Source organism: Sphingomonas sp. IC081, from assembly GCF_006874585.1.
In the GTDB taxonomy this organism is placed as follows: Bacteria; Pseudomonadota; Alphaproteobacteria; order Sphingomonadales; family Sphingomonadaceae; genus Novosphingobium.
In genome coordinates, this window is the sequence record NZ_CP029761.1 from 331,113 (window position 1) to 355,409 (window position 24,297).

The window sequence follows — 24,297 nt, forward strand, 5'->3', positions numbered from 1 at the left end:
TAACACGGAAGGCACGCGCATGGATGATACGGATTTCACCCTCGGCGGTCCTGTCACGGACGATTTTGCCTATGGCGGCGGCAGCGCTTCCGGCCAAGGTTCCGGTCTTTCGGTTTCGATCTTTGCCGACCGCGCCCATGTGCGCGCCGGGATGCGGGAGGATGCCGGGGCAGCGGGCTTGCGGGTCACGGCCACGTCGCTGGCGGAACTGCTGGAACAGGGCGAGCGTCCGCTCGGCGATGTTGTCCTGCTGGATTGCCCGCAGGTCGATGGCGCGGCGCTGGCAGCCCTGTCGCGGCTGGACATGCGGGCACCGCAACTGGGAGCGCGGCTGATCGTCTCGACCAGTGTCGAGGCGCTGGATGACGTGTTTGCCTGCATGGACCATTCCAACCCGTTGCTGCTGGTCGATCCCAGCCGGGCCGAGCGGGTGGTTGCCTTGGGGCGGGTGCTGGCAACGATGTCGCAGGGACGCGTGCGCGAGCTTTCCGACGACGACCGGCTGATGATCCTGCGGCTGACCGAGCAGGTCGGCGAGATTGCCGGGCGGATCGATCGGCTGGCGCCCTCTGGCGGCGGGGGGGACGGTGCTTTGGAGCCGGCAATTCCGCTGGCGCGCGAAGCACCCCCACGCTGTGCGGCGGCGCAGTTGCCCGATGCCCGGCTTGTTCGCAAGATCCTGCGCCAGCGTCAACTGCGCGCGCGTTTCATCGAGGGCGACCTGTTTGCCGATCCGGCCTGGGACATGCTGCTCGATCTTGCTGCCGCGCAAGGGGAAGGCAAGCAGGTCTCGGTGACCTCACTGTGCATCGCGGCTGCGGTGCCGCCGACGACGGCGCTGCGCTGGATCGGGCAGATGGTCGACGGTGGCCTGTTCCGCCGTGTGCTGGATGACAACGACAGACGCCGGGCCTTTATCGAACTGACCGACAAGGCCGTCGAGGGGCTTGGTCGCTATTTCGGGGAAATCGGTCTGGCGGCCCCGGCGCCGGTCTGAACAACCGCGAAGTACCGGGCTGCAAATTGGCAGGCCCGGCATTCGCGGTCAGTTGCGGGTCTTCTGGCGGATCAAGCGCAGATACGTATCGGCCACTGCCTGGTTGATGCGGTCCCAGCTGAATTCCAGTGCGCGGCTCTCGCCGGCAAGGCCGTGGGCCTCGCGCATGTCCTGGTTCTCGACATAGCCCTTGATCGCTTCGGCGAACTGGTGGATCGCGCCGGGAGGCACGAGGCGGCCGGACTCGCGGTCGTTGACGAGGCTCTGGCTGCCGGTGGCGGCCGCGGCGATTACCGGCAGGCGGCAGGCCATGGCTTCCAGTGTCACGTTGCCGAACGTCTCGGTGACCGAGGGGTTGAACAGCATGTCCATGCTGGCCACGGCGCGGGCCAGGTCGGCGCCTTGCTGGAAGCCGACAAAGACCGCCTGCGGCAGGCGTGCCTCGAACCATTCGCGGGCGGGGCCTTCACCGACCACCAGCACGCGGTGGGCGATGCCGCGCTGGGTTAGTTCGTCGAGCGTGTCGGAAAAGACGTCGAGGCCCTTTTCCATGACCAGGCGGCCCAGGAAGCCGATGGTCACTTCATGGTCGTCGATGCCATGCGCGCGGCGCCAGGCGAGGTCACGGCGGCCGGGGTGGAAGATTTCGCGATCCACTCCGCGCGACCAGATCGACACGTCGTAGTTCATGCGCTGTTCGCGCAGCAACTGGGCCATCGATTCCGAGGGAGCTACCAGCGCATCGCAGCGGCGGTAGAAGCGGCGCAGGATCGCCTCGATCAGCGGTTCGCCCCAGGCCATGTTGTAGTAACGAAGGTATGTCTCGAAGCGCGTGTGCACCGAAGCGAGCACCGGCAGGTTGCGCTTGCGCGCCCAGGTGACCGCCTGATGGCCGACCGGATCGGGCGAGGAGACATGCACCACATGCGGCGCAAATGCCTTGAGATCGCGGCGCGCCTTGCCCGAGATCGAGAGCGGGATGCGGTATTCCGAACGGGTCGGGATCGGCACCGCGCGAATGCCGACAAGATCGCCGGTCGGCTCGAAGGCGGGCTTGTCGACGACCGGGGCATAGACGCGCACTTGCGCCCCCTGGCGGAGCAGGTAGCCCACGAGACGGTTCAGGGCCTGGTTGGCGCCGTCGCGCACATAATTGTAGTTGCCCGAAAAGAGGGCGATCCGAAGGTCGGCGATATCCATGATGGGCAGCCCCATAGCCTCCCGGGCGGGGATTGGCGAGTGCGGATCATGGAAGGCCATGTGCGGGAAGCAGTGCGCGGCGGCATTTTCCATGAAATGCCGCCGCGCATCCTTTCACTCGAAATTCTTGACGCGGTTATGACGTCCGGGGGCGATCAGCGGCGCCAGTCGTGATGGCGGTCCCGATCATGCCGGTCCCGGTCGCGGCGGTCCCAGTCGCGGCGGTCCCGGTCGTGACGACCCCAGTCGCGCCGATCATCACGGCCCCAGCCGCGGCGGTCGTCGCGCCAGTCGCGGTTGCCCCAGGCATGGCCGCGGCTCCAGCGGTCGCGGTAATACGGCGCGTAATAGCGGTCGTAGTAGCGATCCTGGTAGTAGCGGTTGGGGTAGCCTTCGTAGTAATAATAGTAACCCGGGCGGCCGCGCACGGTCACGTAACGGCGGGAATCGTAATAGCCGCGGTCGTAATAGTGGCGATCGCCGTGATCGGCGAGAGCAGCGCCGAGCGCGAGGCCGATGACGCCGGCACCGATGGCGATGGCCGCATCGTCGCCCCGGTCGTGGTAACCGTCACGGGCCATGGCGGGGGCCGAGGCCGTCAAGGCGCTGGCCGCAAGGGCTGCGGCGAGGCCGAATTTCCTGATCCTGATATGCATCGAATTGAACTCCCTTTCCGGGGCTTTGTTGTACAAATCTATCGCAGGTCAGCAGTCATCCTTTGAAGGCATCGATCACGCGACACGCTGAGTTTGGGGCCTTCCGAGTGCGGTGAAGTGGTTGAGGATGGCGGCGCGGATTTGCATTTCGGCGACCTGACGATCGAAGTCTCGAGCCATGATGCGTTCCCCCAGCAGCTTGAAGCAATGCATCTTCGTTTCAACCAGACTGCGCTGATGATAGCCGCTCCATCGCTTCCAGATTGCCCTGCCGAACCGCCGGCTTGAGCGAACGATTTCATTTCGGGCGGCAAGGCCCGGCGTATTTTCGGGCCAGGCTTTTGCATTGCCGCGGGCGGGGATGATCGCACAGGCATTGCGCGCGGCAATGGCTTCGTGACAGGCCCTTGTGTCAAAAGCGCCATCGGCGCTGACGGTCGCGATCGCTTGGCCGGGTGGTATCTGCTCCAGCAGTTCGGGAAGCATGGGCGCATCGCCAACCCGGCTCCCGGTCACTTCGATGGCGCGGATTTCCAACGACCCGGCGTCCACGCCCAGGTGGACCTTTCGCCACTGGCGGCGTTTGGAAGGACCATGCTTGCGTCTGCACCATTCCCCGTCACCCACCGCCTTGATGCCCGTGCTGTCGATCAACAGGTGCAACGGCGCGGAACTGGGCTGACAGGGGATCTCGACAAGCAGGGTCTTCTGCCTCCGACTCAAAGTGCTGAAATCCGGCACTGGCCAATCAAGCCCTGCCATATTGAGAAGGCTGGCGACCATGCCTGTGGTCTGGCGCAAGGGAAGCTTGAACACGCCCTTCAGCGTTAGGCAGGCCTGGATCGCGGCATCCGAGAACATAGGCTGCCGCCCGCGCTTGCCGGTCGGCGCGGACAGCCACTGCATCCCAGGATCAAACCAGACCTGAAGCGAACCTCTCTGCGCCAACGCTGCGTTGTAGGACTTCCAGTTTGTCGTGCGGTAACGGGCGCGGAGTGGTTTGCTCATCGTCGCTCCGTAACCTCATGGATTCACAAACGGAATCCCTTGGGCATTTGCGCAACAAAGCCCCTTTCCGGGCCAACCAGGTAACGGCGGTTCCAGCGGGCACGTGCCACATTTCTGCAATGTTGCCACTGAACAGGCCGTGAACTTCCGGTTGGTCTTGCGAAAGCTGGGCGCTTGGCGGGCCGTGCCGGGGACAGCCGCTGCGCACAAAAAAAGACGCCCGGCCAGGAGGAGGGGCCGGGCGTCTCGTCGCAGCCGGGGAGGGGGACCCGGCTGCTCGGTGGTCTTTATCGATCAGTAGCCGCGGCGAAAGTCGTCCCGGTCGCGGTCGTAGCCGCGGCGGTAGTCGCCGTGGTCGCCGCCGCGTCCGTCGTGGCCGCCCCAATTCTGGCCTCGGCCGTCATTGCGGTGGTAGCGAGCATATTCGTCGCGGCTGTGGCGGCGGCCATCGCGGTCCCAGTACCAGCCGTCGCGGAATTCCCATCCGCTGGTCCAGGCTCGGCCATATCCGGTGTCATAGCCGTAATCGGCATAGTCGCGGTGGTGGTCGTTGCTCGAGGCGAGGATCGCGCCGAGCGCGAGGCCGACGACGCCGGCACCGATGGCAACCGCTGCGGTGTTGTCGCCGCCGCGGCGATAGTCCTGAGCCATGGCCGGGGTCGCAGCGGCAAGTGCCGTCGCCGCGAGCGCACCGGAAAGGCCGATCTTGCGCATGATGGACATGGTTCGAAACTCCTTGTCAGGAGAACCGAGGCCCGCGTCCTGCGGTGCCTTACGTCTCCTGCGTTGAGCTCCTTCTAGGTGAGCCTGGCTGAACGGAATTGGAGCAGCTTTGGCAGAATTCGTTCAGGTTGGTATTTGATTGTATGAACTGAATTCAGGCGAGCACGCCGCGTCCGCGCAGGCGGACCGTATAGAAGAACAGCAGGAGCGCGGCGATCCAGATCGCCAGCCGCAGCGCCAGTTCGGCGGCATTCGCCGTCATGGGCATCGGCGACAGCAAGAGGTAGGCCTGGTTCGCGGCCAGCCCCAGCAGCGACAGGGCAAAGGCATGGGCGGTCCAGCGCAAGCGCATGACCAGCAGCAAGGCGCCCAGCAGGCCGGCGCCGGCTCCGAGCGCCCAACTGGCGAGGGTCCAGGCCGGGGCGGCGTCGAGCCAGTCGATTACGGCAGGCGGGACCTTGGCCATCCAGGCGGGATCGCGCGTGACGGTCATCGCATAGTCGAGGCAGCCAAAGCCGTTCCACAGGATCGCCAGCAGGCCGACCGGCCAGAGATGGAAGGGCGTGCGTGCCGCTGCAGTTCCGTGTCATGGTGCCGTCTTCCTTCCCTGTGCGAGCCGGGAGGCAGCCTAGGGGTATCGCGCAGGCGGTGCAATTGCGCGGGATAGTCGCTAGATAGCCCCCATGGCCGACCTTTTTGCCGATGATCTTCCGCCCTCCAGCCGCCCCGACATGCCGGGAGAGGATGCCCCGCTGGCCGACCGCTTGCGCCCGCGCACCTTGGCCGACGTGGTGGGGCAGGAGCACCTGACCGGTCCCGAAGGGCCGATCGGGCGCATGGTGGCGGCGGGCCGGCTGTCCTCGATGATCCTCTGGGGGCCGCCGGGAACCGGCAAGACCAGCACGGCGCGGCTCCTGGCCGACGCGGTGGGCATGCGCTTTGCGGCGGTGTCGGCGGTGTTTTCGGGCGTCGCCGATCTCAAGAAGGCCTTTGCCGAGGCCGACGTGGCCGCGCGCGCCGGGCAGCGCACGCTGCTGTTCGTGGACGAGATCCACCGTTTCAACCGTGCCCAGCAGGACGGTTTCCTGCCGTTCGTCGAGCGCGGCACGGTGACGCTGATCGGTGCGACGACCGAGAACCCCAGCTTTGCGCTCAACGCGGCCTTGCTGAGCCGGGCACAAGTGCTGATCCTCCACCGGCTCGGGCCGGAGGCGCTGGAAAGCCTGCTGGACAAGGCGGAAGCGCTCGAGGGGCCGCTGCCGCTTGACGGCGACGCGCGGGCGGCGCTGGTCGCCTCGGCCGACGGCGACGGGCGGTTCCTGCTCAATCAGGCGGAAACGCTTTATGCGGCGCGGATCGGCGAGCCGCTCGATCCCCGCGGGCTGGGGGCCTTTCTCCAGCGCCGCGTGGCGGTCTACGACAAGGACCGCGACGGCCACTACAACCTGATTTCCGCGCTGCACAAGTCGGTACGCGGGTCGGATCCCCAGGCCGCCCTCTATTATCTGGCGCGCATGCTGACGGCGGGCGAGGAGCCGCTTTATCTGCTCCGCCGCCTGACCCGCATGGCGAGCGAGGATATCGGACTTGCCGATCCGCAGGCGCTGCTTCAGTGCATCGCCGCCAAGCAGACCTACGAGTTCCTTGGCAGTCCCGAGGGGGAAGGGGCGATCGTGCAGGCCTGCCTCTATCTTGCCACCGCGCCCAAATCGAACGCGGCCTACATGGCGCAGAAGGCGGCGTGGCAGAGCGCGCGGGAAACCGGATCGCTGCCGCCGCCCGCCAACATCCTCAACGCACCGACCAAGCTGATGAAGGACATCGGCTACGGCAAGGACTATGCCTACGACCACGATGCCCCGGACGGCTTCTCGGGCGACAACTACTGGCCGGAAGGCATGGCGCCGCAGACCTTCTACGAACCGGTCGAGCGCGGGTTCGAGCGGGACCTGCGCAAACGTATCGAGTGGTGGGACCGCAAGCGCGCAGAGCGCCGCGCAGAGTGATGGCTCCGCGCTTTCGCCATTTCATGGCGATCGACTGGTCCGGCGCCCTTGGCCTGCGCCAGAAGGGTATCGCGGTTGCGCTCTGCGGGATCGAGGGCGCGCCGCAACTGCTGCGGCCCAAGGGCTTGTGCCACCGGGAGCCGGGCCCCTGGTCGCGCGAGGAGGTGCTTGACCTGCTGCGCGATGACTTGCCGCAAGACACGCTGGTCGGGCTCGACCTCGGCATTTCACTGCCTTTCGCCGATGCCGGGGCGTTTTTTCCCGGCTGGGCGCGGAGCCCGCCCGATGCCCGTGCGCTTTGGGCCCTGATCGATGGGATCTGCGCTGGAGACGAGCATCTTTCCGCCTCCAGCTTTGTCGATCACTGCGAACTCAGCGCCTATTTCCGCCGTCATGGCGGGCGCGAGGGTGCGCGGTTCCATTTGCCCCGAGCCTCGCACCGCAAGGGGCGCATGCGGGTGACCGAAGAGGCGCAGGCGCGTGCGGGCTGCAAGCCCTATTCCAATTTCAACCTTGTCGGTGCGGCGCAAGTGGGCAAGTCGAGTCTCACCGGAATGCGCATGCTGCACCGGTTGGGCGCGGCACTGTCGGTCTGGCCGATAGACCCTTTGCCGGAGAGCGGATCGGTGGTGACCGAGATCTACACGACGCTTGCCGCCGTGGCCGCCGGGCGCTCTGCTGGGCGGGCGAAGATGTCCGATCACGCGGCGCTCAATGCAGGGCTCGCGGTGCTGGGATCGCCGCCTGTCTCGGGCGAGGGACCGATCGACGACCACAGCGCCGATGCCTTGCTCACCTCGGCCTGGCTGCGCACCGCCGCGCCGCGTGCGGACTTGTGGAAACCCGCTGAATTGACGGCCGAACTTGCCCGCACCGAGGGCTGGACCTTCGGCGCAGTCTGACGCACAACCCGTGCCCATGGGGCTTTGCCGTCGGGGGCGACCGATGCGGCCCGCACACCATGGACAGGGATCGCACGAAGACATGAAACACAAGCTGCTGGCCGGGATGGCCTGTCTCGCACTGGCCCTTGGCGCAGGCGCTGCTCCCGCACAGGCACCGGTAACCGCCGCGATGGGGAGCCCGGCAACGCCGTGGAAGGCCTATGTCGGCAAGACGCTGGATGCCTGGATGGCGCAGGACCCGTCCTTCGCGATCTATCAGGGCGCCCACCAGTTCGACGGCCGCCTGCCCGACTGGAGTGCTGCCGGCCTCAAGGCCCGGGCCGATTTCCTGCGCGGCGTGATCGCGGACGCGGGCAAGTTCACCGACCTTTCCGCCGCCGACCGGTTCGAGCGTGACTATCTGGTGCAGGTGGCCAAGGGGCAGCTGTTCTGGCTGGTCGATGCCGACAAGCCGCATACCAATCCGGGCTACTACATCGAGAATGGCCTCGATCCCAACGTCTATGTCAGCCGTGACTATGCCGACAAGCCGACGCGGATGAAGGCGATGATCGCCTTTTTCAAGGCGGTGCCCAGGGCCGCCACGCAGATCCGCGGCAATCTCAAGACCGCGATGCCCGCCAGCTTCATCAAGCTGGGCACGGCCGGGTTTGCGGGTTTTGCCGAGTATTACCGGGGTGATGCCCGCGCGGCCTTTGCCGATGTGAAGGATGCAAGGCTCCAGGCCGAATTCAAGGCGAGTTCGGAAGCCGCCGCCACTGCCATGCAGGGGCTGGCCGATTGGCTGGCCAAGGCGACGCCGACGCAGGACTTCGCCATGGGCGCGGATCGTTTCTCGCGCATGTTGGCCGCGACCGAGGCGGTAGACGCGCCGCTGGACGAACTCGAAGCCGTTGGCCGCGCCGATCTCAAGCGCAACCAGGATCTGCTGAAGGCGGCCTGCGCCGACTATGCACCGGGCAAGGACATCCAGGGCTGCTTCGACAAGATGCGGGCCGACAAGCCGAAGGGCGGTCCGGTGCTGGCCGCGCGCAAGCAGATCCCCGATCTCACCGCTTTCGTGCGCCAGCATGACATCGTGACGATTCCCGGCATCGAACAGGCGAAAGTCGAGGAAAGCCCGCCCTACAACCGGCAGAACTCGGCCTATATCGATCCGGCGGGGCCGCTCGATAAGGGCATCGCCTCGGTCTATTACATCTCGCCGCCGGACCCCTCGTGGTCGCAGCAGATGCAGCAGGACTACATCCCGGGCAAGAACGACCTGCTGTTCACGTCCGTGCACGAAGTGATGCCGGGGCACTTCCTGCAGTTCCTCCATTCGAATCGCTCGCCTTCTTGGGTGGGCCGCCTGTTCGTCGGCTATGCCTTCGCCGAGGGCTGGGCGCACTATGCCGAGGAAATGATGTGGGATACCGGCCTCGGGAATGGCGATGCCGGGGTCCACGTCGGCCAGCTGTCCAACGCACTGCTGCGCAATTGCCGTTATCTCTCGGCGATCGGCCTGCATGCGCGCGGCATGACGCAGGAGCAGTCGAAGCGCATGTTCATGACCGAATGCTACCAGGACGAGGGCACGGCCGAGCAGCAGGCTGCGCGCGGCACTTACGATCCGGCCTATCTCAACTACACGCTGGGCAAGCTGATGATCCGCAAGCTGCGCGACGACTGGACCGCCACGCGCGGCGGCCGCGCCGGCTGGAAGGCGTTCCACGACGAATTCCTGAGCTACGGCGGCCCGCCGATCCCGCTGGTTCGCCAGGTGATGATGAAGGAAGACGCGCCGCACGCGGTGTTCTGATTAAAATGCTGGACCGGCGCCCCTGCCTCGCTGTAAGGGCGCCGGACTTGCTTTCGCGAGGGCCGGCTTAGCTCAGTTGGTAGAGCACCTGATTTGTAATCAGGGGGCCACGGGTTCGAATCCTGTAGCCGGCACCATTTGACCCTCCCAAGGCATCCCAAAACCTCGACAAAACGGCAGATTTCTGCCACTTTTGGGCATCGTTGGTCTCGAAGTGTATCAGGAAATTCCAGGGCATCCTGAACGAAATGGTGCCACAAGGTGCCATGGTAGCCTCCTCGGGAGGAACCGAACAGGTGGCCCTTTGGAACCGCAACTCCGCGCTTCGATTTGTCGAGGAGAAACGCGCGTGGCGCTTACCGATGTTCAGGTCCGTCAACTGCAGCCTGCTGGGAAGATTTATCAGTGCTCGGATAGCCGGGGGCTGTATCTGGAAATTCACCCGAACGGATCGAAGCTCTGGCGCTTCAAATATCGCTTTGCCGGAAAGCAGAAGCGTCTTGCCCTGGGGCGCTACCCCGACGTTGGCCTTGCCGGTGCGCGCAGGAAGCTGGAAGATGCGCGCGCGCTTCTCGAAGCCGGCGAAGATCCACTGGCGGCGCGCAAGGTCAACAAGCTGGTGGCTGCCTACAAGGCTGCCAACACCTTTGACGACATCGCCAAGGAATTCATCGACAAGATGGTGGCGGAGGAGCGGGCCGAAGCCACGACCGTGAAGGCAAACTGGCTCCTGTCGCATATGAAGCCAATCGCCTCGCGGCCGATTGCAGAAATCAAACCGCTTGAGCTGCTCGCCGTGTTCAAGGCGATTGAAGCCAAGGGCAAGCGCGAAACGGCGCAGCGTTGTCGATCCTTCGCCAGTCGCGTTTTTCGCTATGCCGTCGCGACCGGGCGGGGGGAGAACGATCCGACCTTCATTCTGAAGGGGGCTCTCTTGACTCCCAAAGTCAGGCATCACGCGGCACTTCTCGAACCCGATCAGGTGGGCAAGCTGCTTCGCGACATCGACGGCTATAGCGGCGGTATTCTGACCCGTCTCGCCATGCAGATAGCTCCGCATGTGATGGCGCGTCCTGGCGAGTTGCGCAAAGCGAACTGGTCCGAATTCAATCTCGAGACCGCAGTCTGGACGATCCCGGCCGAGCGCATGAAGATGCGCCGTTCCCATCAAGTGCCGCTATCGCGGCAGGTGATCGCTTACTTGCTTCAGCTCTATGAGCTGACGGGGCCAGAGGGTTATGCCTTTCCCGCGCGCCATACTTCGCGCAAGACCATGAGCGAAAACACGCTCAATGCAGCCTTTCGGCGGATGGGGTACGGCACTCGCGAGGTTACCGCTCATGGGTTGAGAACGACCGCGTCAACCTTGCTGAATGAAAGCGGGCACTGGAGTCCTGACGCCATCGAGCGTTCCCTGGCCCACATGGATGCCAATGCCATTCGCGGCATCTACAATCGTGGGCGTTATTGGGAGGAGCGCACTACCATGCATCAATGGTGGAGCGATCATCTGGATGGTTTGCGGGAAAAGGCTCTGATCGCGAAGCCTGCTTTGGATTCGAATTGTCGATCCAACTTGGAGGCTAACGCAAGAAAGTGGGCGTCTCAGACCTGAAGGCCTGACCGCGCTCTACCTCCGCTTTCGCTCCGGCCGAGCCACCTTCGGCGTCTCGTCGGCATAGCCGTAACGATCGCATGACGCGTTCCGTCCCGCCTTGAGCGGGCCGGGCGTGACGCTATCCGCGTCCCGTCAGCGGTCTCCGCGCCGATGGCGCGTCGGCGTGTGCCTCGGCTCCAGGGTGACGGGGGGCGTCACGGACCCTTAGCCCCGCCATGGCGAGCCGCAACCTGGGCGGAGCCCAGGTCCTCCACCCTGTTCCGGCTGTGGAGCGGCGTGCAAAATTGACCCCCTTAGCGGGGTGATCGGCGTCTAAAATTGACCCCCTTCATCTCATTGTGAGAAGCGCCGCCGTTTCGGTTCCGGACGGCGGGTACAGGGATGTTGGTTGTGGAGACGATTACGAGGATCCGTCGGGAGCACCGGGACGGTAAGCCGATCAAGGCGATAGCGCGGGATTTGCGGCTGTCGCGCAACACGGTGCGCAAGGCGATCCGGGCGCCGAACGCGGATGCCAGTTACGAGCGCAAGGAACAGCATCGGCCGCAGACCGGCCCTTTCAGCACTCGCCTGGAAGAACTGCTTGAAGAGAACGAAGGGCTGCCCCGGCGTGACCGGCTTCGCATGACGCGGATCCATGATCTGCTTCAGCGCGAAGGGTTTGGCGGCTCTTATGACGCTGTGCGGCGCTATGCTGCACGCTGGAAGCGTGAGCGTCGCGTTGACGCCGGCGATATGACCAAGGCGTTCATCCCGTTGATGTACCGGCCCGGCGAGGCTTACCAGTTCGACTGGAGCCATGAGGACGTCGAGATCGCCGGCAAGCCAATGCGCGTGAAGGTCGCGCATATGCGGTTTTGCTGGTCACGGGCACCATTTGTCCGTGCCTATCCTCGCGAGACGCAAGAGATGGTGTTCGACGCACATGCCCGCGCCTTTGCCTTCTTCGGTGGGATTCCGACGCGCGGCATCTACGACAATATGAAGACGGCGGTGACGACGGTGTTCACCGGCAAGGAACGCCTGTTCAACCGGCGGTTTCTGATCATGACGGACCACTATCGCGTTGAGCCGGTGGCCTGTAGTCCTGCCGCAGGGTGGGAGAAGGGTCAGGTCGAGAAGGCTTTGTTGCATAACAAGGTGATGGATTCCCTTGAGGAATCGGATGTCATAGATGGGCCGGATGCCCAGACCGACCCCGCCGAAGTATCGCACGACCAATTGGCCCGAATATAATGCAGCGCTCCGGCGGCGAGGCTCGCTGGATGTGTGGTTCGACCCAGGGATGGACTGGTTTGCGGCGCCCGATGGTCGGCCTGGTCGGCCGCTGCGGTTTTCGGACCGGGCGATCGAGTTCTGCCTGACGCTGAAAGGGTTGTTCCAACTCCCGCTGCGGCAGGTGACGGGTCTGGTCGAGAGCCTGCTAAGGATGGCGGGTCTGGACTGGCCGGCACCGGATTATACGACGCTGTGCCGGCGCCAGAAGAGTTTGTCGGTTGATCTGGGCGCGCGCGCCAGCGCGGGAGGCCTGCACCTGCTGGTCGACAGCACCGGGATCAAGATGATCGGTGAGGGGGAATGGAAAGCGAGGAAACACGGCGTTTCTTACCGCCGCCAGTGGCGCAAGGTGCACATCGGCATCGACGCGGAAACCTTCGATATCCGAGCGATCGAGGTCACAAGCAATGCCGTCGGCGATGGCCAGACGCTGCCCGATCTGTTGGCGCAGATCCCCGAGGATGAGACCATTGTCACCGTCGGCGGCGACGGTGCCTATGACACCAGAGGTTGCCACGCGGCCATCGATGCGCGCGGTGCCGACCCGGTCATCCCGGTTCGCCGCAACGGCAAGGCATGGACCGAGGACGGCCCCGGCGTCGAGGCCCGCAACGAGACGTTGCGCGCGATGAAACGCCTGGGCAGGGCAATTTGGAAGAAATGGAGCGGCTACCATCGACGCAGCCTGGTCGAGACCAAGATGCACTGCTTCAAGTTGCTCGGTCCGCGCGTCGCCGCGCGCACCTTTGAGCGTCAGATAACCGAGCTCAAAGTCCGTGCTGCAATCCTCAATCGCTTCTCGCAAATCGGAACGCCCAACACCGTACGGGTCGCATAATAATTACAAGTAATCATAATTTTACGCCTGTCACGCGTTATGCAACAAAGCCCTACCTTTGTATGATTCGTAAAAGTCATATTCTTTCGCATTGCAATATCATAACGGGAATTGTTATTTATCGATTATTCCCGGTTTCGCATGCGATATGGGTGCGGTGCAGAATAGCCGGTCGATGATATTAACCTATGGAGGTGATGTTATGGCTATTCTTCCTCAAACGATCCGATGCATGCTGAACCGCCATGTTCCGGCTCGCCGTAAGGCGGAGTGGAATGGCGTGCATTTTCATGGATCTTGCAAGAGGTGCGGGGCTCCGATCAGGCGGGAAGCCCCGTCGAAATGGCGAAAGTTCTGGGATGCGTAACTGCCGAGCTTGATTGGGCGGGCGGCTTTATCTGTGGGTCAGGCCGAATTTGAGCGCTTGAACCACGATTCCGGAGTGCGATCGACCGCCAGCGGGCCCTCCCATGTCCGCGAGCCGGGCAGTGCCCATTGAATCTTCGGAGCGGGAGATCCTCATTATGGGGCCTGTTCGGGCTGGGTCATTGTAGCGTCCTGGCCTCGCTTTTTAGCCCGCCTTATTCACCAAAAGTGTCCTGAAGGGTTGGCGGGAGTGGCGTAAGCCTCTGATCTGAATTAGGAACTGGGTGTCTAAGCCGAACCTGCCGCAGGGCAGAAAATGCCACGGGCCACACCCGCCATGAACGATGATATCGCAAGCTCATTTGGATTCCCAGCAGTCGGCCGCAAGAAAATCACAGCTGCGTTCGACGGTGGCCGGCTTACCTCGGATGGCGGTGTTCTACTGCTTGCACAGGCCGAGCGCGCGATGGGGATTTGCCAGCGCCTGGCGGCTTGTATTGCCGATCCGCGCGATCCAGCGCGGGTGATCCATCGCCTGGATGACATTCTGCGTGCCCGTGTGTTCGCGATTGCGTGCGGCTATGAGGATGCCGATGATCTCGATGCTCTGCGCGACGATCCAGGCTTCCGCCTGGCGCTCGGCAAGCTGCCGGAATCGGGCGCGGGGCTGGCCAGCCAACCGACGATGAGCCGGTGGGAAAATGCACCGACTACGCGCGAACTGGCCAGCATGATGGCCGCGATGATCGACATCTACTGCGCCAGCTATCCCGCCCCTCCGACAGCGGTCACGCTGGATATCGACGACACGTGCGACGTCGTGCATGGCTATCAACAGCTCTCGTTCTGGAACGGGCATCATGGGGAGCGCTGCTTCCTACCGATCCATATCTACGACACCGCGACCGGCAGGCCGGTGGCCATGCTGCTGCGCACAGGCAAGACGCCTTCTGGAAAGGAGGCGGCGGGGCACATCCGACGCCTGGTGCGTCACCTGCGCCGTAATTGGCCCGATACCCACATCACTATCCGCGGCGACGGGCACTATGGTCGACCCGAGGTCATGGCCTACTGCGATGCGGCCCGCGTCGATTACGTGTTCGGCCTGCCCACCAATTCAGCGCTGCGCGCCGATCCCGCCATTGTTGCGGTCGCCGATGCCTGCGCGGTCAAGCGCGCCCAGCGTCAGTGTCCCGTCCTGCGCAACTATGCCGAGACCCGCTATGGGGCAAAGACCTGGAAGTGCCAGCGTCGCGTCGTTGCACGGATCGAGGCCAGCACGCTGGGCATGGACATCCGCTATGTCGTCACCTCGTTGGCAACAGGATCGGCCGAGCACATCTACGACACGCTCTACTGCGCGCGTGGTCAGGCCGAGAACCTGATCAAGCGCCACAAGTCCCAGCTCGCCAGCGACCGAACCTCGTGCCGCTCGGCCAATGCCAATCAGATGCGCCTGATACTGCACACTGCCGCATACTGGCTGCTATGGCGCATCCAGCAGGCGATGCCCAGGACCGCTGCTCTGGCAAGCGCGGAGTTTACCACCTTGCGCCTGCGGCTGCTCAAGGTCGCTGCGCGCGTCGTAGAAAGTGCTAGCCGCATCCGCATTGCCTTCGCTTCCGCCTGTCCGGATGCCGACCTGTTCCGCGCCCTCGTTCTCCGGCTGAAGCCTGCGCCGACGTAGCCCATGCGGCAGCGCCGCAGAACTCCGAGCCCAGCCCTTCAACCCGAAAAGCCCATCAATCCGAATGCGGTGAAACAAACGCCAGCGATGCCGGTCGTCCGCGCAATACAGCCAGCCGCAGCAAATGCCCAGAGCGGGCCCGAAACCGAGCGTCGTGAATAAGAGAGGTTAGGCTGTCCGCTGCAGCCAGCACGATGCCGAGCGCTGTTACGGCGATCTCGCGATGCACCGGAATGAACGTATCGGTACTTTTGCCGAGCTCCTCCTCCAGATAGTCAGCTACCGCATTCGCGATGAGGAGGGCGTTGGGCTTGTCGTAAGTCATCGGTGTTCCTGTGCTGGGGGCTGTGTGCCAGCGTACAAGCTGCGCATGCACTGACAACCCAGAGCAGCGGACGGCACCCTCGGCAACGACGATCCGGGTGTATTTGGGGTAGACCTCGGCTGCGAAGTTCGTGCCAGCCGAGGGCGCGGCCGAAAACAGCTTGGCGACCGCATCGGCCGGCGCCGTCATCCGGTGGAGGTTGCACATGCCAGCATGATGGCCCTGCGGCGGACGGAGTCAATCGGACTCGATCTCAACGTTTGTTCGCTATATGTTCCGACTATGGGGTGATGATTCGGTGTGGCGATGCGATGGTCAAACGATGGCCTGATGACGCCGACGTGCATCTTCGAAGCCGCCACGTTGCACAGGTCGGTGCTGGTGGTCTGCCGGTGTGGGCAGAGCTCGCGGTTCGAGGCGCATTGCCTCTGGTGGCACTTCGAGCGGCGGCGCTGGAACGATCAGTTCGGCCCGGCGCGGGAACGCTTCTGGTGCCGGGTCTGCCGGTCGCCGCGAGGCGTAAAGGTGCGGCCGGTGACGCTTGAGCCGGTGCCATGGGCCGAGGGCGACTTCGAACTGCCATGGCCGCCGGAGCATTCGTGGAAGGCGGCAGTCAGGCGAGTGAGATGATGGAGACGACGATGGATAGGGACAATGCCCGGGTGCTTGCTGACCTGCGCCGCGAGGTCGGGCAGATCTGCGACGGCAAGGGCGACTGGCAAGACATAACCCAGTTCAAGGGCTGCCGCGGCTATGCGGCCGCGCCGCAGGACACCCGGTTGCGGGATATGGGCAAGGTCGAGAGCCCGGCCGAACGCGGCCCGTTTGGTCGCTGGCGTGTGCGCCAGTCGGGCACAGGCCTACTCGGTCGCTTGGTCAAAGCAGCCAAGGTGGATCCGAAATTCCCGCTGGAGGGCGACCCGGAGGCGGTGCGGACGCGGCTGCGGGAGTGCGGAGCCGATGGCAACATGTTCGCCGCAGTCGACGAGGCGGAGTTGGATTGGGCCAGCTATTGAGGCCTCCTTACGACAGGTTGAAGCCTTCCAAGTACCACTTCGTCGAGACGATTGAGATCGTGGCGGCGGCGCAGTTCAACAGAAACCGCCCTTTGCTCACGGGGGCGTCGTTACTGCTGCATAAGACCTCAACTAGGGTGGCGATCAGGATGAAGATCAAGATCTGCCACCGAGTTTCAACCTGCTGGATTGTTGCCCTCCCAATCGCGCCGAAAACTGCGAATAACGCTGAAAGGGCAATGATGCGGGGAGTTGAAACTGATTGTTGCATCGCAGCAGTGTATAGGTGGATAGTCTTCCGGACAATCGTGACTACCGCCCCGCCTCCACGCTCCGCAGGTGTCGCGCAGCGCAGTCGCCGTACATCGCGATCATCGTGTTTTCCCAGACTGCCCGCTCCGGATCAGTGAGCGGCACCGGCGGTTTCGGAAGCGGCGGGAGGGCTGGCGCAAGTTGGCCTGAAGCTCGGGCGTTGGCGGCGTCGACTGCGTTGTCGAGCATGCTGCGAGCAGCATCAGGCACGGCGCAGTCAGCAGGCACAGGCCGATCCTTGCAGATCTCGCGGATCGTGCTTTCGCGCACGAAGGATTGAGCGGCAGCAATGGGCTTCTCCTGTTCGTAGGCGGTGGCGGCGCGGTCGACGGTGGCGCGGGCCGCATTGAGTTCCTTTGCGGCCGTCTCCACGGCTGCCAGCGCCTTGCTGTCGTCGCGCCAGTCGTTGACGGTCCATCCGCCCCATGCACTGAGCAAGGCGGTGACACCGGCGCCCGCGAGGCACAAGCCGATCGGGATCGGGTTCAGCGTCATTTCAGCTTCCCTTGCTCATAAAAACTGCGGAGCAACGACAGGTGCGATGTCCATCTTCCCTACAATGATATAGCGGCCTCGGCACTCTCTTGATTGGACAGTCGATGAAAGACGTTGCGAATTCGAAGCTTGGAATGATTCTGCTTGTGTCCGGAGCGTTATGGGTTTGCATCGGATTGGGCTTAGTCGCGACTTTCACAAGCGGAGGGGCATTGTCTAACTAGACACCCGCACCAGCTTTCCGATTCCCGATGCAGTCGCCCTGAGGTGGTGCCGGTTTTCTGGACAGGGTGTTAAGCTACTCCCGACCTGATGGATTGGTACGGGAATGAAGACGACGAGGAAGCGCTACAGCGCCGATTTTAAGGCCAAGGTCGCGCTGGAAGCGATCCGGGGCGATCTGACGCTGGCGGAGCTGGCAGCCAAGCATGGTGTGCACCACACGATGATCGCGTCGTGGAAGCGGGAGGCCATCGACGGCATGGCAGGCACGTTCTCCGGGGCTGGCGAGGTGGCCAAGGCCGTCAGCGAGAGCGAGGTGGAAAAGCTGCATGCCAAGATCGGGCAACTGGTCGTCGAGCGGGATTTTTTAGCGAAAGCCTTCGGTCGATGAGCGTGGACCGGAGGCGGGCGATGGTCGAATCTGCTCACCACTGCCTGTCGATCACGGCGCAGTGCCGCCTGCTGCGCATCAGCCGCTCCTCGTATTACTACGCCCCGGTGCCGGAAACGGACGAGACGCTGGCGCTGATGACGGTGATCGACGCGACGTTCCTGGACTGCCCGTGGTGCGGCAGCCGCCAGATGGCGCGGCACCTGCGGCGTGCCGGGCACGAGGTCGGTCGCCGTCGGGTGCGTCGCCTGATGGCGAAGATGGGGCTGACGCCGATCTACCAGCGGCCCCGCACGAGCGATCCGCACCCGCAGCACCGGGTCTATCCGTATCTACTGCGCAAGCTGGCGATCGAACGGCCCAATCACGTGTGGTGCGCCGACGTGACGTACAGTGCGCCTCGTCCCGGATGGTCCGGGAGGCGTATGTTGGAATGCAAAAGAGAAAGGAGGAATTGAACGAATGCCCTGCCCTCTGCTGTGAGGGGGCATGAGCCCAAGCGGCGGTGACCTGCTGTCAACTGGCAGGGTGACGTAGCCCGCAGGTAAAGGGGATTGAGGCGAAGCCGCTACGCCAAGATAGTCCCCGAGGCTGTAGCGCTGGAAGGTTGAGGAACACGAACCGGTTAATCCGCATCCGAGGGCTGAAATGTCGCCTTCGCCTACACGGCTTAACAGGCGGAATGCTGATGATGGCGCCGGAGGCGTATGTCGGCGGCATCCGAATGCGGTCGTACATGTAGATCGCCCGCATGGAGCCATGGAGAGAACGCAGCCAGGTCATGGCATCGGCATCGACTTGCGGGACGCAAGGAAAAGGACTGCGACCGGCAGCCTCCCCAGCGCGTGAAAGTCCAGCATATGAACGAGGGAAGGCATGATGGAATGCCAAGGGAGTTGGCCCCGATGTCCACCATGCTGGCGGAGTCCCCGTAGTAGTCCGCGACAGGGAAAGCCTGTCACATGGCGAAGGAGGACAGTTCAATCAGCTTGAAGTGCAAACTACCTGACCAAACGAGGTGAAGACCTTTGATAATCAGTGAAATGCAGCACAAGCTCGCGACATGGGCCGAGAGCGATCCGAACCGCCGGTTCGATCGTCTCCTCCGGCTCATCGCCGACAGGGCGTGGCTTGCCGAAGCCGCCCGGATTACATTGGCATCGAGCGGTGCCAAGACTCCGGGCATAGACGGAATGGACAAGCAACGGATGCAGGATGGATTGGCAGAACATCTGGCCAGCCTGCGAACGGACTTGCTGACGGGGAATTACGTCCCGCAGCCGGTCAGGCGAATCTATATCCCGAAAGCCAATGGCAAGAAACGCCCGCTGGGTATCCCGACCCTGAAAGACCGCATCATCCAACGTGCGATGCTGATGGCGATGGAGCCGATCTGGGAGAGCGACTTCCATCGCCTTTCCTATGGCTTCCGGCCGGAACGCAGCGTGCATCATGCTGTCCGGACAGTGAAGATACAGTTGCAGGATAGTGGTGCCGGGACGCGGGGCCGCTGGATCATCGAAGGTGATCTGGCGAGCTACTTCGACACGGTACACCATCGGCTTCTACTTCGCTGTGTCCGGCGGCGTATCCGGGATGATCGGTTCTCCATCTTGGCCAACAGCACCATGCTGAAAGGCCGGATACGTTTTCGCAGACTGCTCAGATCGTCAGACACAAACCGCTTGCCGGCGGGGCGAGCCATACGTTTCCGCCTACGGCCGAGACATGGCCGCGAACCGTGGTGCTGTCGATCATGTGCTGCCAGTCGTCGGTCAGGCCGAGATCGACCAGAGTTTGCAGCATGGCATCCCAGACGCCTTGCTCGGCCCAGCGCCGGAACCGGACGTAGACCGAGTTCCATTTCCCATAACGCTCATGCATGTCGCGCCAGGGGCATCCAACTCGCAGGACGTGCAGCATTCCATTGAGATAGCGCCGGTTATCTCCGGCCGGGCGAGCATGCCTGCCACGCTCGGGTGGGAGCAGTGGCCCGATCAATTCCCATTCTGCGTCGCTCAGGTCGCCGCGATCCATGCCTGCCCTTCCAAAAGGCAGGCTTGAATCAGAACTTCACCGGGATGGGAATCCCTTTTGTCAACGCGACCTAACACCTAACCAGGAATTCAGTCAATCGGACGCACTGGGACGCCTGAGGTTGGCTTGGGACGACAAAAAATTTTGTCGCAGGGGGCGCAAGGCATTTGGCTGTGTCCCAAGCCGTCCCATTGCAGGCATTGCATACGCAACGTCGCCATCATCGGCGCGCGAATCGCACGATTTGCCGGCGGCCCTGTCGCTGTTCGACGGAACCGCAGCACGGTTGCTGCGGACGCCAGATCAGGATCGCATTGCGCGCTGCCGGGGCCGGGCATGGCCGGTCACTTGGCGGACGTGTTCGACCAGCGCGGAAACCAGCGGGCGAACCTGATCGGGAGTGAAGCCGCCGTCGGCGAGCAGATTGCCGTCGCCGGGGCGGTTGCGGTTCCACTTCCAATAAGGCGAGAGCACCTGCAGTAGCCGCGCCGTCTCGGGGCAATCGTACCCGAAGCCGGTGACATTGGCGTAGGTAAGCGACCTGTCGACGTGGAGGCTGATGTGGCGTGCGCACCAGTTATCCGGAAAGCCCACATCGAGCAGGTGCGAGGACAGCGCCAACTGCGCGACAATCCCCGACGTGTAGAGGAAATAGTGCCAGTGGAACGGCGCGTCAGGGGCGAGCCCGCACATGAAGCCTTCCGCGCGTTTGACCCGTTCGCGGCTAAGGCTGCGTCCCTGTTGGGTACGCAGCAATCGCACCGGTTCGGCGCCGTAGATTTTCCAGAGCGCAGCGAGTGCGGAATTGTCATTGGGCAAGGAGTTCAGCGCCGCAGAGACAGCGGCGATCTGATCGGGTGAAGCTACAGGAACTTGAACGTCCATTGGCACCTCCGGGTCCGCACCAAGGCGGGTTGGCGGAAGGCTCGGAACAACTTGCGGACCAGTCCCGAACTCCCGCACGCTAACGCGCGGGAGCCGCCGGAGCTGGTAACATGCTGACCGCATGCGCCGCCGTCTTTAACCCGAAGGTTTGGACATGCACAACGGCACCCCGGAAAACTGAGTTTTCCGAGTTTGCTTTGGTCAGCGGGATTACCAGTCCCGGCGCTGCCCTTTGCGCAGCGCCTTGACAGTATAACAGACCAGAATCCTGACGCCAAGGATGCGAAATTAATTCGGCGTCCCATTTGTTCGGGTCTTGATGAAAAGCCGGTGGTGACGGTTTGGTTGGCGTCGCTACAGCTAGCGCTGGAGCATTCAGGGGCTCATCGGCCCCGGATTTCTTTCCGGGAACGCGAGATATGCTTATCGGACACGGCGGGCATCCTTTGAGGCAATAACTGTTGCCGCCAGCGGATATGGTTCGCAACGCAAGCGAAGGATTTGCTGGTTCGGCCTCATCGCGGAAGCGGTGGCGGTGCAAAGCACCGCGAACCAAAGTCGTATTGCCGTCCAATATTTTCGTGCTGCCGAAAAGGATGCCGTCATAGCACAAGCGATCAAGCGACACGTTGGAGATTCACGGATTGCTCACGCCGATGTAGGGACAAGAATTGTGTCCACGTTAGGAAGTGCGCTGCCGGATCGGATTTTTCGGTTCACATTCAGCGAGAGGATGGGTGCAGTCACTTCGCCAACTCTGCAAGCAGCGCAAAACTCGCCAGCCAGTGCTCGCCCATGTAGTCGCCCTCAATGTGTTCCAGCCCGGCGGCGAGGTGGGCTTCGGCGGCTTCACCGGCGATCTGTGCCAGTGCCGGGGTGGCCGAGGCGATTTCGCGCCAGGCCCAGCCGCGGCTCAGGTTGAGTCCGTCGAGATGGGCGATCTTGCCGTCGCTGCGGTCGCTGACATGGGCCGGGGTGAACAGCGAGGCCGGGCGGCGTTGGGCAAGGTTGGGCAGGAACTGCGCGAACCAGTCGGTGAAGGCGTCTTCACCCAGTGCGCGGCGCATCAGCAATGCTTCGCTGAGCGCCGAGGACAGGAATTCGTCGCCGCCGGGCTCCCAGGCCTGGCAGTCCGCATCGCCGGCGAACCAGGTTGCGGCCTTGGTGCGGATCTGGTCGGCCAGCGCAGGGTCGAACGTGTCGGCCCATTCCAGCGACAGCGCGAGCGCAAAGGCGCTGTTGAAGTGCGTGCCGGTACGGATCGGGTAGGTGAGGATCGTCAGGTAGTGGGCGAGCCGTGCTGCAAAGGCGCGGGCCAGCGGTTCGAGCCGCACTGCCCAGGGCTTGTCCGCATGACGACCTGCCTCGAGGTGCAGGTAGAGCAGCCAGGCCCAGCCGTAGGGGCGCTCGAAGCCGCCGGAAAGCGGGCGGTCGAGATAGGCCAGTTCGGCGGTGAGCTTGTCCTCGGTGAAAGTCTCGTCGGCACGGGCGATGGCCTGAGCGGCTTCGGGCAGGTCCGGGTGCAGGCGCGCGAGCGTGAGGATGGTCCACCAGCCGTGTACGCAGGAATGCCAGTCGTAGCTGCCGTGGAAGGCCGGATGCAGCACGCGCGGTGGCAGCACGTCGGCATCCGAGGACATCGTGTGGTCGAGCTTGTGCGGATATTCGCGGCCGACATGGCCCAGCGCGATGCGGATGAACCGGGCGGCGGTTTCAGGGGATGGGGTCACAGCAGGAATCCGGCGATGTAGAGGATGGCGATGTTGCAGGCGAGCAGGGGCAGGGCCGTGCCGACCTGGCGGCGGATCACCGCATGCTCGTCCTTCAGTTCGAGCAGGGCGGCGGGAACCATGTTGAAGTTGGCGGCCATCGGCGTCAGCAGCGTGCCGCAGAAACCCGCCAGCATGCCGACCGCGCCGACAACCGCCGGATCGCCGCCGTGGAGGCGGATGAGGATCGGCACGCCGACCGCGCTCGCCATCACCGGGAAGGCGGCAAAGGCATTGCCCATGACCACCGTGAACAGCGCCATGCCGAGCGCAAAGACGACAACCGCGAGGAATACGTTGCCGCTCGGCAGGATGCTCTGGGTAATGGCGCCGACCGCGGTGCCGACCCCGGCGGCGGTGAAGACGACGCCCAGTGCGGCAAGCATCTGCGGAAGCAGCGCGGCCCAGCCGATCGAGTCCATCAGGCGCCGGCCTTCCTCGACCGGCGCGGTGAGCGGCGGGCGCTGCCACAGCATCGTGACGCCCAGCGCGATCACGACGCCCAGCACCAGCAGGGCCAGCGTGATCCAGCGTGGATCGACCAGGCCGAGGCGCTCCAGCCCCGCGTAATTGAACAGCAGGGTGCCGCAGAACGCGGTCACCGGGACGATGAGGGCGGGCAGGAACAGGCGCGAGCCGAGCCGGGCGGCGCTGGCCTCGCGCTCGGCATTGCCGGTGGTGCGGGGGCTGCCGTGCCCGAGGCTGCGGGTTCCGGCGATGGCCACCAGTGCAAGGACCAGCAAGCCGTTGCCGAAGTCGCCGAGACGGTCGCCCAGCAGCAGGCTCGCCGCGATGAGCCCCCAGAACGCGCCGTTGCCCCAGCGCCGGGGGTTGGCGCGGTCCCGCAGGCTGGCAAGGGCAAAGGCGGCAAAGACGATGCCGGCCAGCGCGTAGATCGTGCCGATGCCGATCATGCCTCGGTGTCCCGGGCAGCGGGGGCGGCGCGCAGGCGGCGGTCGAAGCGGTGCAGGCGGAAGGCGTGGATGGCAAAGGCGCAGATCGCGGTCGGGATCGCCCAGAGCGAGAGATGGATGGGCGCAATGTCGATGCCCTGGCTCTTGAGCACGCCCTGGATCAGCAGGATCGAGCCGATCGCGATGAACACGTCCTCTCCGAAGAACACGCCGACATTGTCGGTGGCGGCCGCCATGGACTTGACCTCCTCGATGTCGTCTTCGGTAACCTCCGGGGCCTGCTTGCGCGCGGCCGCCTCGGCCATCGGGGCGACCAGCGGTCGTACGGTCTGCGCCGGGCCGGCGATCGAGGTCAGGCCGAGTGCCGCGAGGATCTGCCGGAACGCGAGATAGGATATGAGCAGCCGTCCCACGGTGGCGCCGCGCATGCCCTCGATCAGCGTGCGCGCGCGCTGCTGCAGGCCGAAGCGTTCGAGCAGGCCGATCACCGGCAGCACCACGTAGACGACGGTGACGAAGCGGTTGTCGTTGAAGCCCTTGCCGAGCAGCGCGATCACCTGGACGAGGCTCATGTGGCCCAGCAGGCCGGTAACCACGGCGGCAGCGGCCACGACAGCCAATGGATTGAATCGCAAAGCAAATCCTGCGATCACAACAAGAATTCCGGCCAGTGGCCCGTATTCGATCATCTGCCTGTCTGTTCCGGTTCCGATTGCGCCCGGACGAGAGGTCTAACGGCAAAGCGCAAACATGGAAGCATGGGGAAGATATTTTCGCGCAGGCCGGCGTCCATCGCGCAGCGCCGGCTCCCTATAATGAACTGCCGAAGGAACCCGTGGGGACGGGTC

The 24,297-nt window shown here is 63.9% G+C and carries 21 protein-coding genes, 1 tRNA gene and 3 pseudogenes; 13 read left to right on the forward strand and 12 right to left on the reverse strand.

Translation table 11 applies throughout. The features are described 5' to 3' along the window. The first annotated feature begins 19 nt into the window (after window positions 1–19). Window positions 20–997: a MarR family transcriptional regulator gene (locus tag DM450_RS01705; protein ID WP_142632327.1), complete on the forward strand. Its 978-nt coding sequence runs from the start codon at window positions 20–22 to the stop codon at window positions 995–997. Window positions 998–1,045: 48 nt separating this feature from the next. Here DM450_RS01705 and DM450_RS01710 read toward each other — a convergent pair whose 3' ends face one another. The 5 genes from DM450_RS01710 to DM450_RS01730 form a co-directional block, all read right to left on the reverse strand. Next, window positions 1,046–2,197 (reverse strand): glycosyltransferase family 4 protein, encoded by a 1,152-nt coding sequence (locus DM450_RS01710; RefSeq protein ID WP_142637379.1) that lies wholly within the window; start codon window positions 2,195–2,197, stop codon window positions 1,046–1,048. Between the two features lie 155 nt (window positions 2,198–2,352). Beyond that, window positions 2,353–2,853: a hypothetical protein gene (locus tag DM450_RS01715; protein ID WP_142632328.1), complete on the reverse strand. Its 501-nt coding sequence runs from the start codon at window positions 2,851–2,853 to the stop codon at window positions 2,353–2,355. A 75-nt stretch (window positions 2,854–2,928) separates the two neighbouring features. Beyond that, a complete protein-coding gene (locus tag DM450_RS01720) occupies window positions 2,929–3,861 on the reverse strand; it encodes an IS5 family transposase (protein WP_142632289.1) in 933 nt (310 codons plus the stop codon). A gap of 294 nt (window positions 3,862–4,155) precedes the next feature. Continuing rightward, window positions 4,156–4,584, reverse strand: a complete 429-nt coding sequence (locus tag DM450_RS01725; RefSeq protein WP_142632329.1) for a hypothetical protein — start codon at window positions 4,582–4,584, stop codon at window positions 4,156–4,158. Window positions 4,585–4,738: 154 nt separating this feature from the next. Continuing rightward, window positions 4,739–5,077, reverse strand: coding sequence for a hypothetical protein (locus DM450_RS01730; protein ID WP_185928677.1), 339 nt, complete (start codon window positions 5,075–5,077; stop codon window positions 4,739–4,741). A 190-nt stretch (window positions 5,078–5,267) separates the two neighbouring features. Here DM450_RS01730 and DM450_RS01735 point away from each other — a divergent pair, with 190 nt between their 5' ends. From DM450_RS01735 to DM450_RS01770, 8 genes and pseudogenes are all read left to right on the forward strand, one after another. Beyond that, window positions 5,268–6,590: a replication-associated recombination protein A gene (locus DM450_RS01735; RefSeq protein WP_142632330.1), complete on the forward strand. Its 1,323-nt coding sequence runs from the start codon at window positions 5,268–5,270 to the stop codon at window positions 6,588–6,590. Next, the gene (locus tag DM450_RS01740) at window positions 6,590–7,492 is read left to right on the forward strand and encodes a hypothetical protein (protein WP_185928678.1); all 903 of its coding nucleotides are present in this window, start codon (window positions 6,590–6,592) and stop codon (window positions 7,490–7,492) included. The genes DM450_RS01735 and DM450_RS01740 overlap by 1 nt, the downstream gene beginning before the upstream one ends. An 82-nt stretch (window positions 7,493–7,574) precedes the next feature. Beyond that, entirely contained in the window at window positions 7,575–9,296 is a 1,722-nt protein-coding gene (locus tag DM450_RS01745; protein ID WP_142632332.1) for a DUF885 domain-containing protein, read from the forward strand. 61 nt (window positions 9,297–9,357) lie between these two features. Further along, a tRNA-Thr gene (locus DM450_RS01750) sits at window positions 9,358–9,433 on the forward strand. A gap of 212 nt (window positions 9,434–9,645) precedes the next feature. After that, window positions 9,646–10,911: a tyrosine-type recombinase/integrase gene (locus tag DM450_RS01755; RefSeq protein ID WP_142632333.1), complete on the forward strand. Its 1,266-nt coding sequence runs from the start codon at window positions 9,646–9,648 to the stop codon at window positions 10,909–10,911. 384 nt (window positions 10,912–11,295) lie between these two features. Further along, window positions 11,296–12,072 (forward strand): annotated as a pseudogene (gene istA, locus DM450_RS01760) (IS21 family transposase); the annotation flags it as partial. Window positions 12,073–12,097: 25 nt separating this feature from the next. Beyond that, window positions 12,098–13,030 (forward strand): IS5 family transposase, encoded by a 933-nt coding sequence (locus tag DM450_RS01765; protein ID WP_142637381.1) that lies wholly within the window; start codon window positions 12,098–12,100, stop codon window positions 13,028–13,030. 703 nt (window positions 13,031–13,733) lie between these two features. Continuing rightward, window positions 13,734–15,083 (forward strand): IS1380-like element ISSp1 family transposase, encoded by a 1,350-nt coding sequence (locus tag DM450_RS01770; RefSeq protein WP_013039775.1) that lies wholly within the window; start codon window positions 13,734–13,736, stop codon window positions 15,081–15,083. Between the two features lie 55 nt (window positions 15,084–15,138). On the opposite strand, the gene DM450_RS25670 is transcribed toward DM450_RS01770, so the two are convergent. After that, window positions 15,139–15,597, reverse strand: a complete 459-nt coding sequence (locus DM450_RS25670; RefSeq protein ID WP_185928679.1) for a hypothetical protein — start codon at window positions 15,595–15,597, stop codon at window positions 15,139–15,141. Window positions 15,598–15,714: 117 nt separating this feature from the next. On the opposite strand from DM450_RS25670, the gene DM450_RS01780 reads away from it, so the two are divergent. Together DM450_RS01780 and DM450_RS26085 are read left to right on the forward strand one after the other, a co-directional pair. Beyond that, on the forward strand, window positions 15,715–16,038 hold the full coding sequence (locus tag DM450_RS01780) for a hypothetical protein (RefSeq protein ID WP_221889448.1): 324 nt from the start codon (window positions 15,715–15,717) through the stop codon (window positions 16,036–16,038). Further along, window positions 16,035–16,424, forward strand: coding sequence for a hypothetical protein (locus tag DM450_RS26085; protein ID WP_260610069.1), 390 nt, complete (start codon window positions 16,035–16,037; stop codon window positions 16,422–16,424). Before DM450_RS01780 ends, DM450_RS26085 begins: the two co-directional genes overlap by 4 nt. A gap of 312 nt (window positions 16,425–16,736) precedes the next feature. Here the strand turns inward: DM450_RS26085 and DM450_RS01790 are convergent, their stop codons facing one another. Beyond that, the gene (locus tag DM450_RS01790) at window positions 16,737–17,231 is read right to left on the reverse strand and encodes a hypothetical protein (RefSeq protein ID WP_185928680.1); all 495 of its coding nucleotides are present in this window, start codon (window positions 17,229–17,231) and stop codon (window positions 16,737–16,739) included. Between the two features lie 328 nt (window positions 17,232–17,559). Between DM450_RS01790 and DM450_RS01795 the strand changes: the two are divergent. Then, window positions 17,560–18,275, forward strand: a pseudogene (locus DM450_RS01795) (IS3 family transposase); the annotation flags it as partial. Window positions 18,276–18,872: 597 nt separating this feature from the next. Beyond that, window positions 18,873–19,490: pseudogene (locus DM450_RS26445) on the forward strand (reverse transcriptase domain-containing protein); the annotation flags it as partial. Window positions 19,491–19,506: 16 nt separating this feature from the next. On the opposite strand, the gene DM450_RS01805 reads toward DM450_RS26445, so the two are convergent. The 5 genes from DM450_RS01805 to DM450_RS01825 form a co-directional block, all read right to left on the reverse strand. Further along, complete coding sequence (locus DM450_RS01805) at window positions 19,507–19,881, reverse strand: IS5 family transposase (RefSeq protein WP_260610070.1); 375 nt, start codon at window positions 19,879–19,881, stop codon at window positions 19,507–19,509. A 303-nt stretch (window positions 19,882–20,184) separates the two neighbouring features. Further along, window positions 20,185–20,766, reverse strand: coding sequence for a hypothetical protein (locus tag DM450_RS01810; RefSeq protein ID WP_142632335.1), 582 nt, complete (start codon window positions 20,764–20,766; stop codon window positions 20,185–20,187). Window positions 20,767–21,509: 743 nt separating this feature from the next. Next, window positions 21,510–22,505 (reverse strand): DUF2891 domain-containing protein, encoded by a 996-nt coding sequence (locus DM450_RS01815; RefSeq protein WP_142637385.1) that lies wholly within the window; start codon window positions 22,503–22,505, stop codon window positions 21,510–21,512. Further along, a complete protein-coding gene (locus DM450_RS01820) occupies window positions 22,493–23,449 on the reverse strand; it encodes a DUF979 domain-containing protein (protein ID WP_142632336.1) in 957 nt (318 codons plus the stop codon). Before DM450_RS01820 ends, DM450_RS01815 begins: the two co-directional genes overlap by 13 nt. Further along, entirely contained in the window at window positions 23,446–24,138 is a 693-nt protein-coding gene (locus DM450_RS01825) for a DUF969 domain-containing protein (RefSeq protein ID WP_142632337.1), read from the reverse strand. The genes DM450_RS01820 and DM450_RS01825 overlap by 4 nt, the downstream gene beginning before the upstream one ends. Between the last annotated feature and the right edge of the window lie 159 nt (window positions 24,139–24,297).

What these genes read in the sequence shown, in the direction of transcription:
- DM450_RS01740 (WP_185928678.1), top strand. Translation starts at nt 6,590, where the DNA reads ATGGCTCCGCGCTTTCGCCATTTCATGGCGATCGACTGGTCCGGCGCC.
- DM450_RS01825 (WP_142632337.1), bottom strand. Translation starts at nt 24,138, where the DNA reads ATGATCGAATACGGGCCACTGGCCGGAATTCTTGTTGTGATCGCAGGA.
- DM450_RS01725 (WP_142632329.1), bottom strand. Translation starts at nt 4,584, where the DNA reads ATGTCCATCATGCGCAAGATCGGCCTTTCCGGTGCGCTCGCGGCGACG.
- DM450_RS01745 (WP_142632332.1), top strand. Translation starts at nt 7,575, where the DNA reads ATGAAACACAAGCTGCTGGCCGGGATGGCCTGTCTCGCACTGGCCCTT.
- DM450_RS01710 (WP_142637379.1), bottom strand. Translation starts at nt 2,197, where the DNA reads ATGGATATCGCCGACCTTCGGATCGCCCTCTTTTCGGGCAACTACAAT.
- DM450_RS01735 (WP_142632330.1), top strand. Translation starts at nt 5,268, where the DNA reads ATGGCCGACCTTTTTGCCGATGATCTTCCGCCCTCCAGCCGCCCCGAC.
- DM450_RS01820 (WP_142632336.1), bottom strand. Translation starts at nt 23,449, where the DNA reads ATGATCGGCATCGGCACGATCTACGCGCTGGCCGGCATCGTCTTTGCC.
- DM450_RS01715 (WP_142632328.1), bottom strand. Translation starts at nt 2,853, where the DNA reads ATGCATATCAGGATCAGGAAATTCGGCCTCGCCGCAGCCCTTGCGGCC.
- DM450_RS01705 (WP_142632327.1), top strand. Translation starts at nt 20, where the DNA reads ATGGATGATACGGATTTCACCCTCGGCGGTCCTGTCACGGACGATTTT.
- DM450_RS01765 (WP_142637381.1), top strand. Translation starts at nt 12,098, where the DNA reads ATGCCCAGACCGACCCCGCCGAAGTATCGCACGACCAATTGGCCCGAA.
- DM450_RS01790 (WP_185928680.1), bottom strand. Translation starts at nt 17,231, where the DNA reads ATGACGCTGAACCCGATCCCGATCGGCTTGTGCCTCGCGGGCGCCGGT.
- DM450_RS01730 (WP_185928677.1), bottom strand. Translation starts at nt 5,077, where the DNA reads ATGACCGTCACGCGCGATCCCGCCTGGATGGCCAAGGTCCCGCCTGCC.
- DM450_RS01810 (WP_142632335.1), bottom strand. Translation starts at nt 20,766, where the DNA reads ATGGACGTTCAAGTTCCTGTAGCTTCACCCGATCAGATCGCCGCTGTC.
- DM450_RS25670 (WP_185928679.1), bottom strand. Translation starts at nt 15,597, where the DNA reads ATGACGGCGCCGGCCGATGCGGTCGCCAAGCTGTTTTCGGCCGCGCCC.
- DM450_RS01770 (WP_013039775.1), top strand. Translation starts at nt 13,734, where the DNA reads ATGAACGATGATATCGCAAGCTCATTTGGATTCCCAGCAGTCGGCCGC.
- DM450_RS01805 (WP_260610070.1), bottom strand. Translation starts at nt 19,881, where the DNA reads ATGGATCGCGGCGACCTGAGCGACGCAGAATGGGAATTGATCGGGCCA.
- DM450_RS01780 (WP_221889448.1), top strand. Translation starts at nt 15,715, where the DNA reads ATGCGATGGTCAAACGATGGCCTGATGACGCCGACGTGCATCTTCGAA.
- DM450_RS01720 (WP_142632289.1), bottom strand. Translation starts at nt 3,861, where the DNA reads ATGAGCAAACCACTCCGCGCCCGTTACCGCACGACAAACTGGAAGTCC.
- DM450_RS26085 (WP_260610069.1), top strand. Translation starts at nt 16,035, where the DNA reads ATGATGGAGACGACGATGGATAGGGACAATGCCCGGGTGCTTGCTGAC.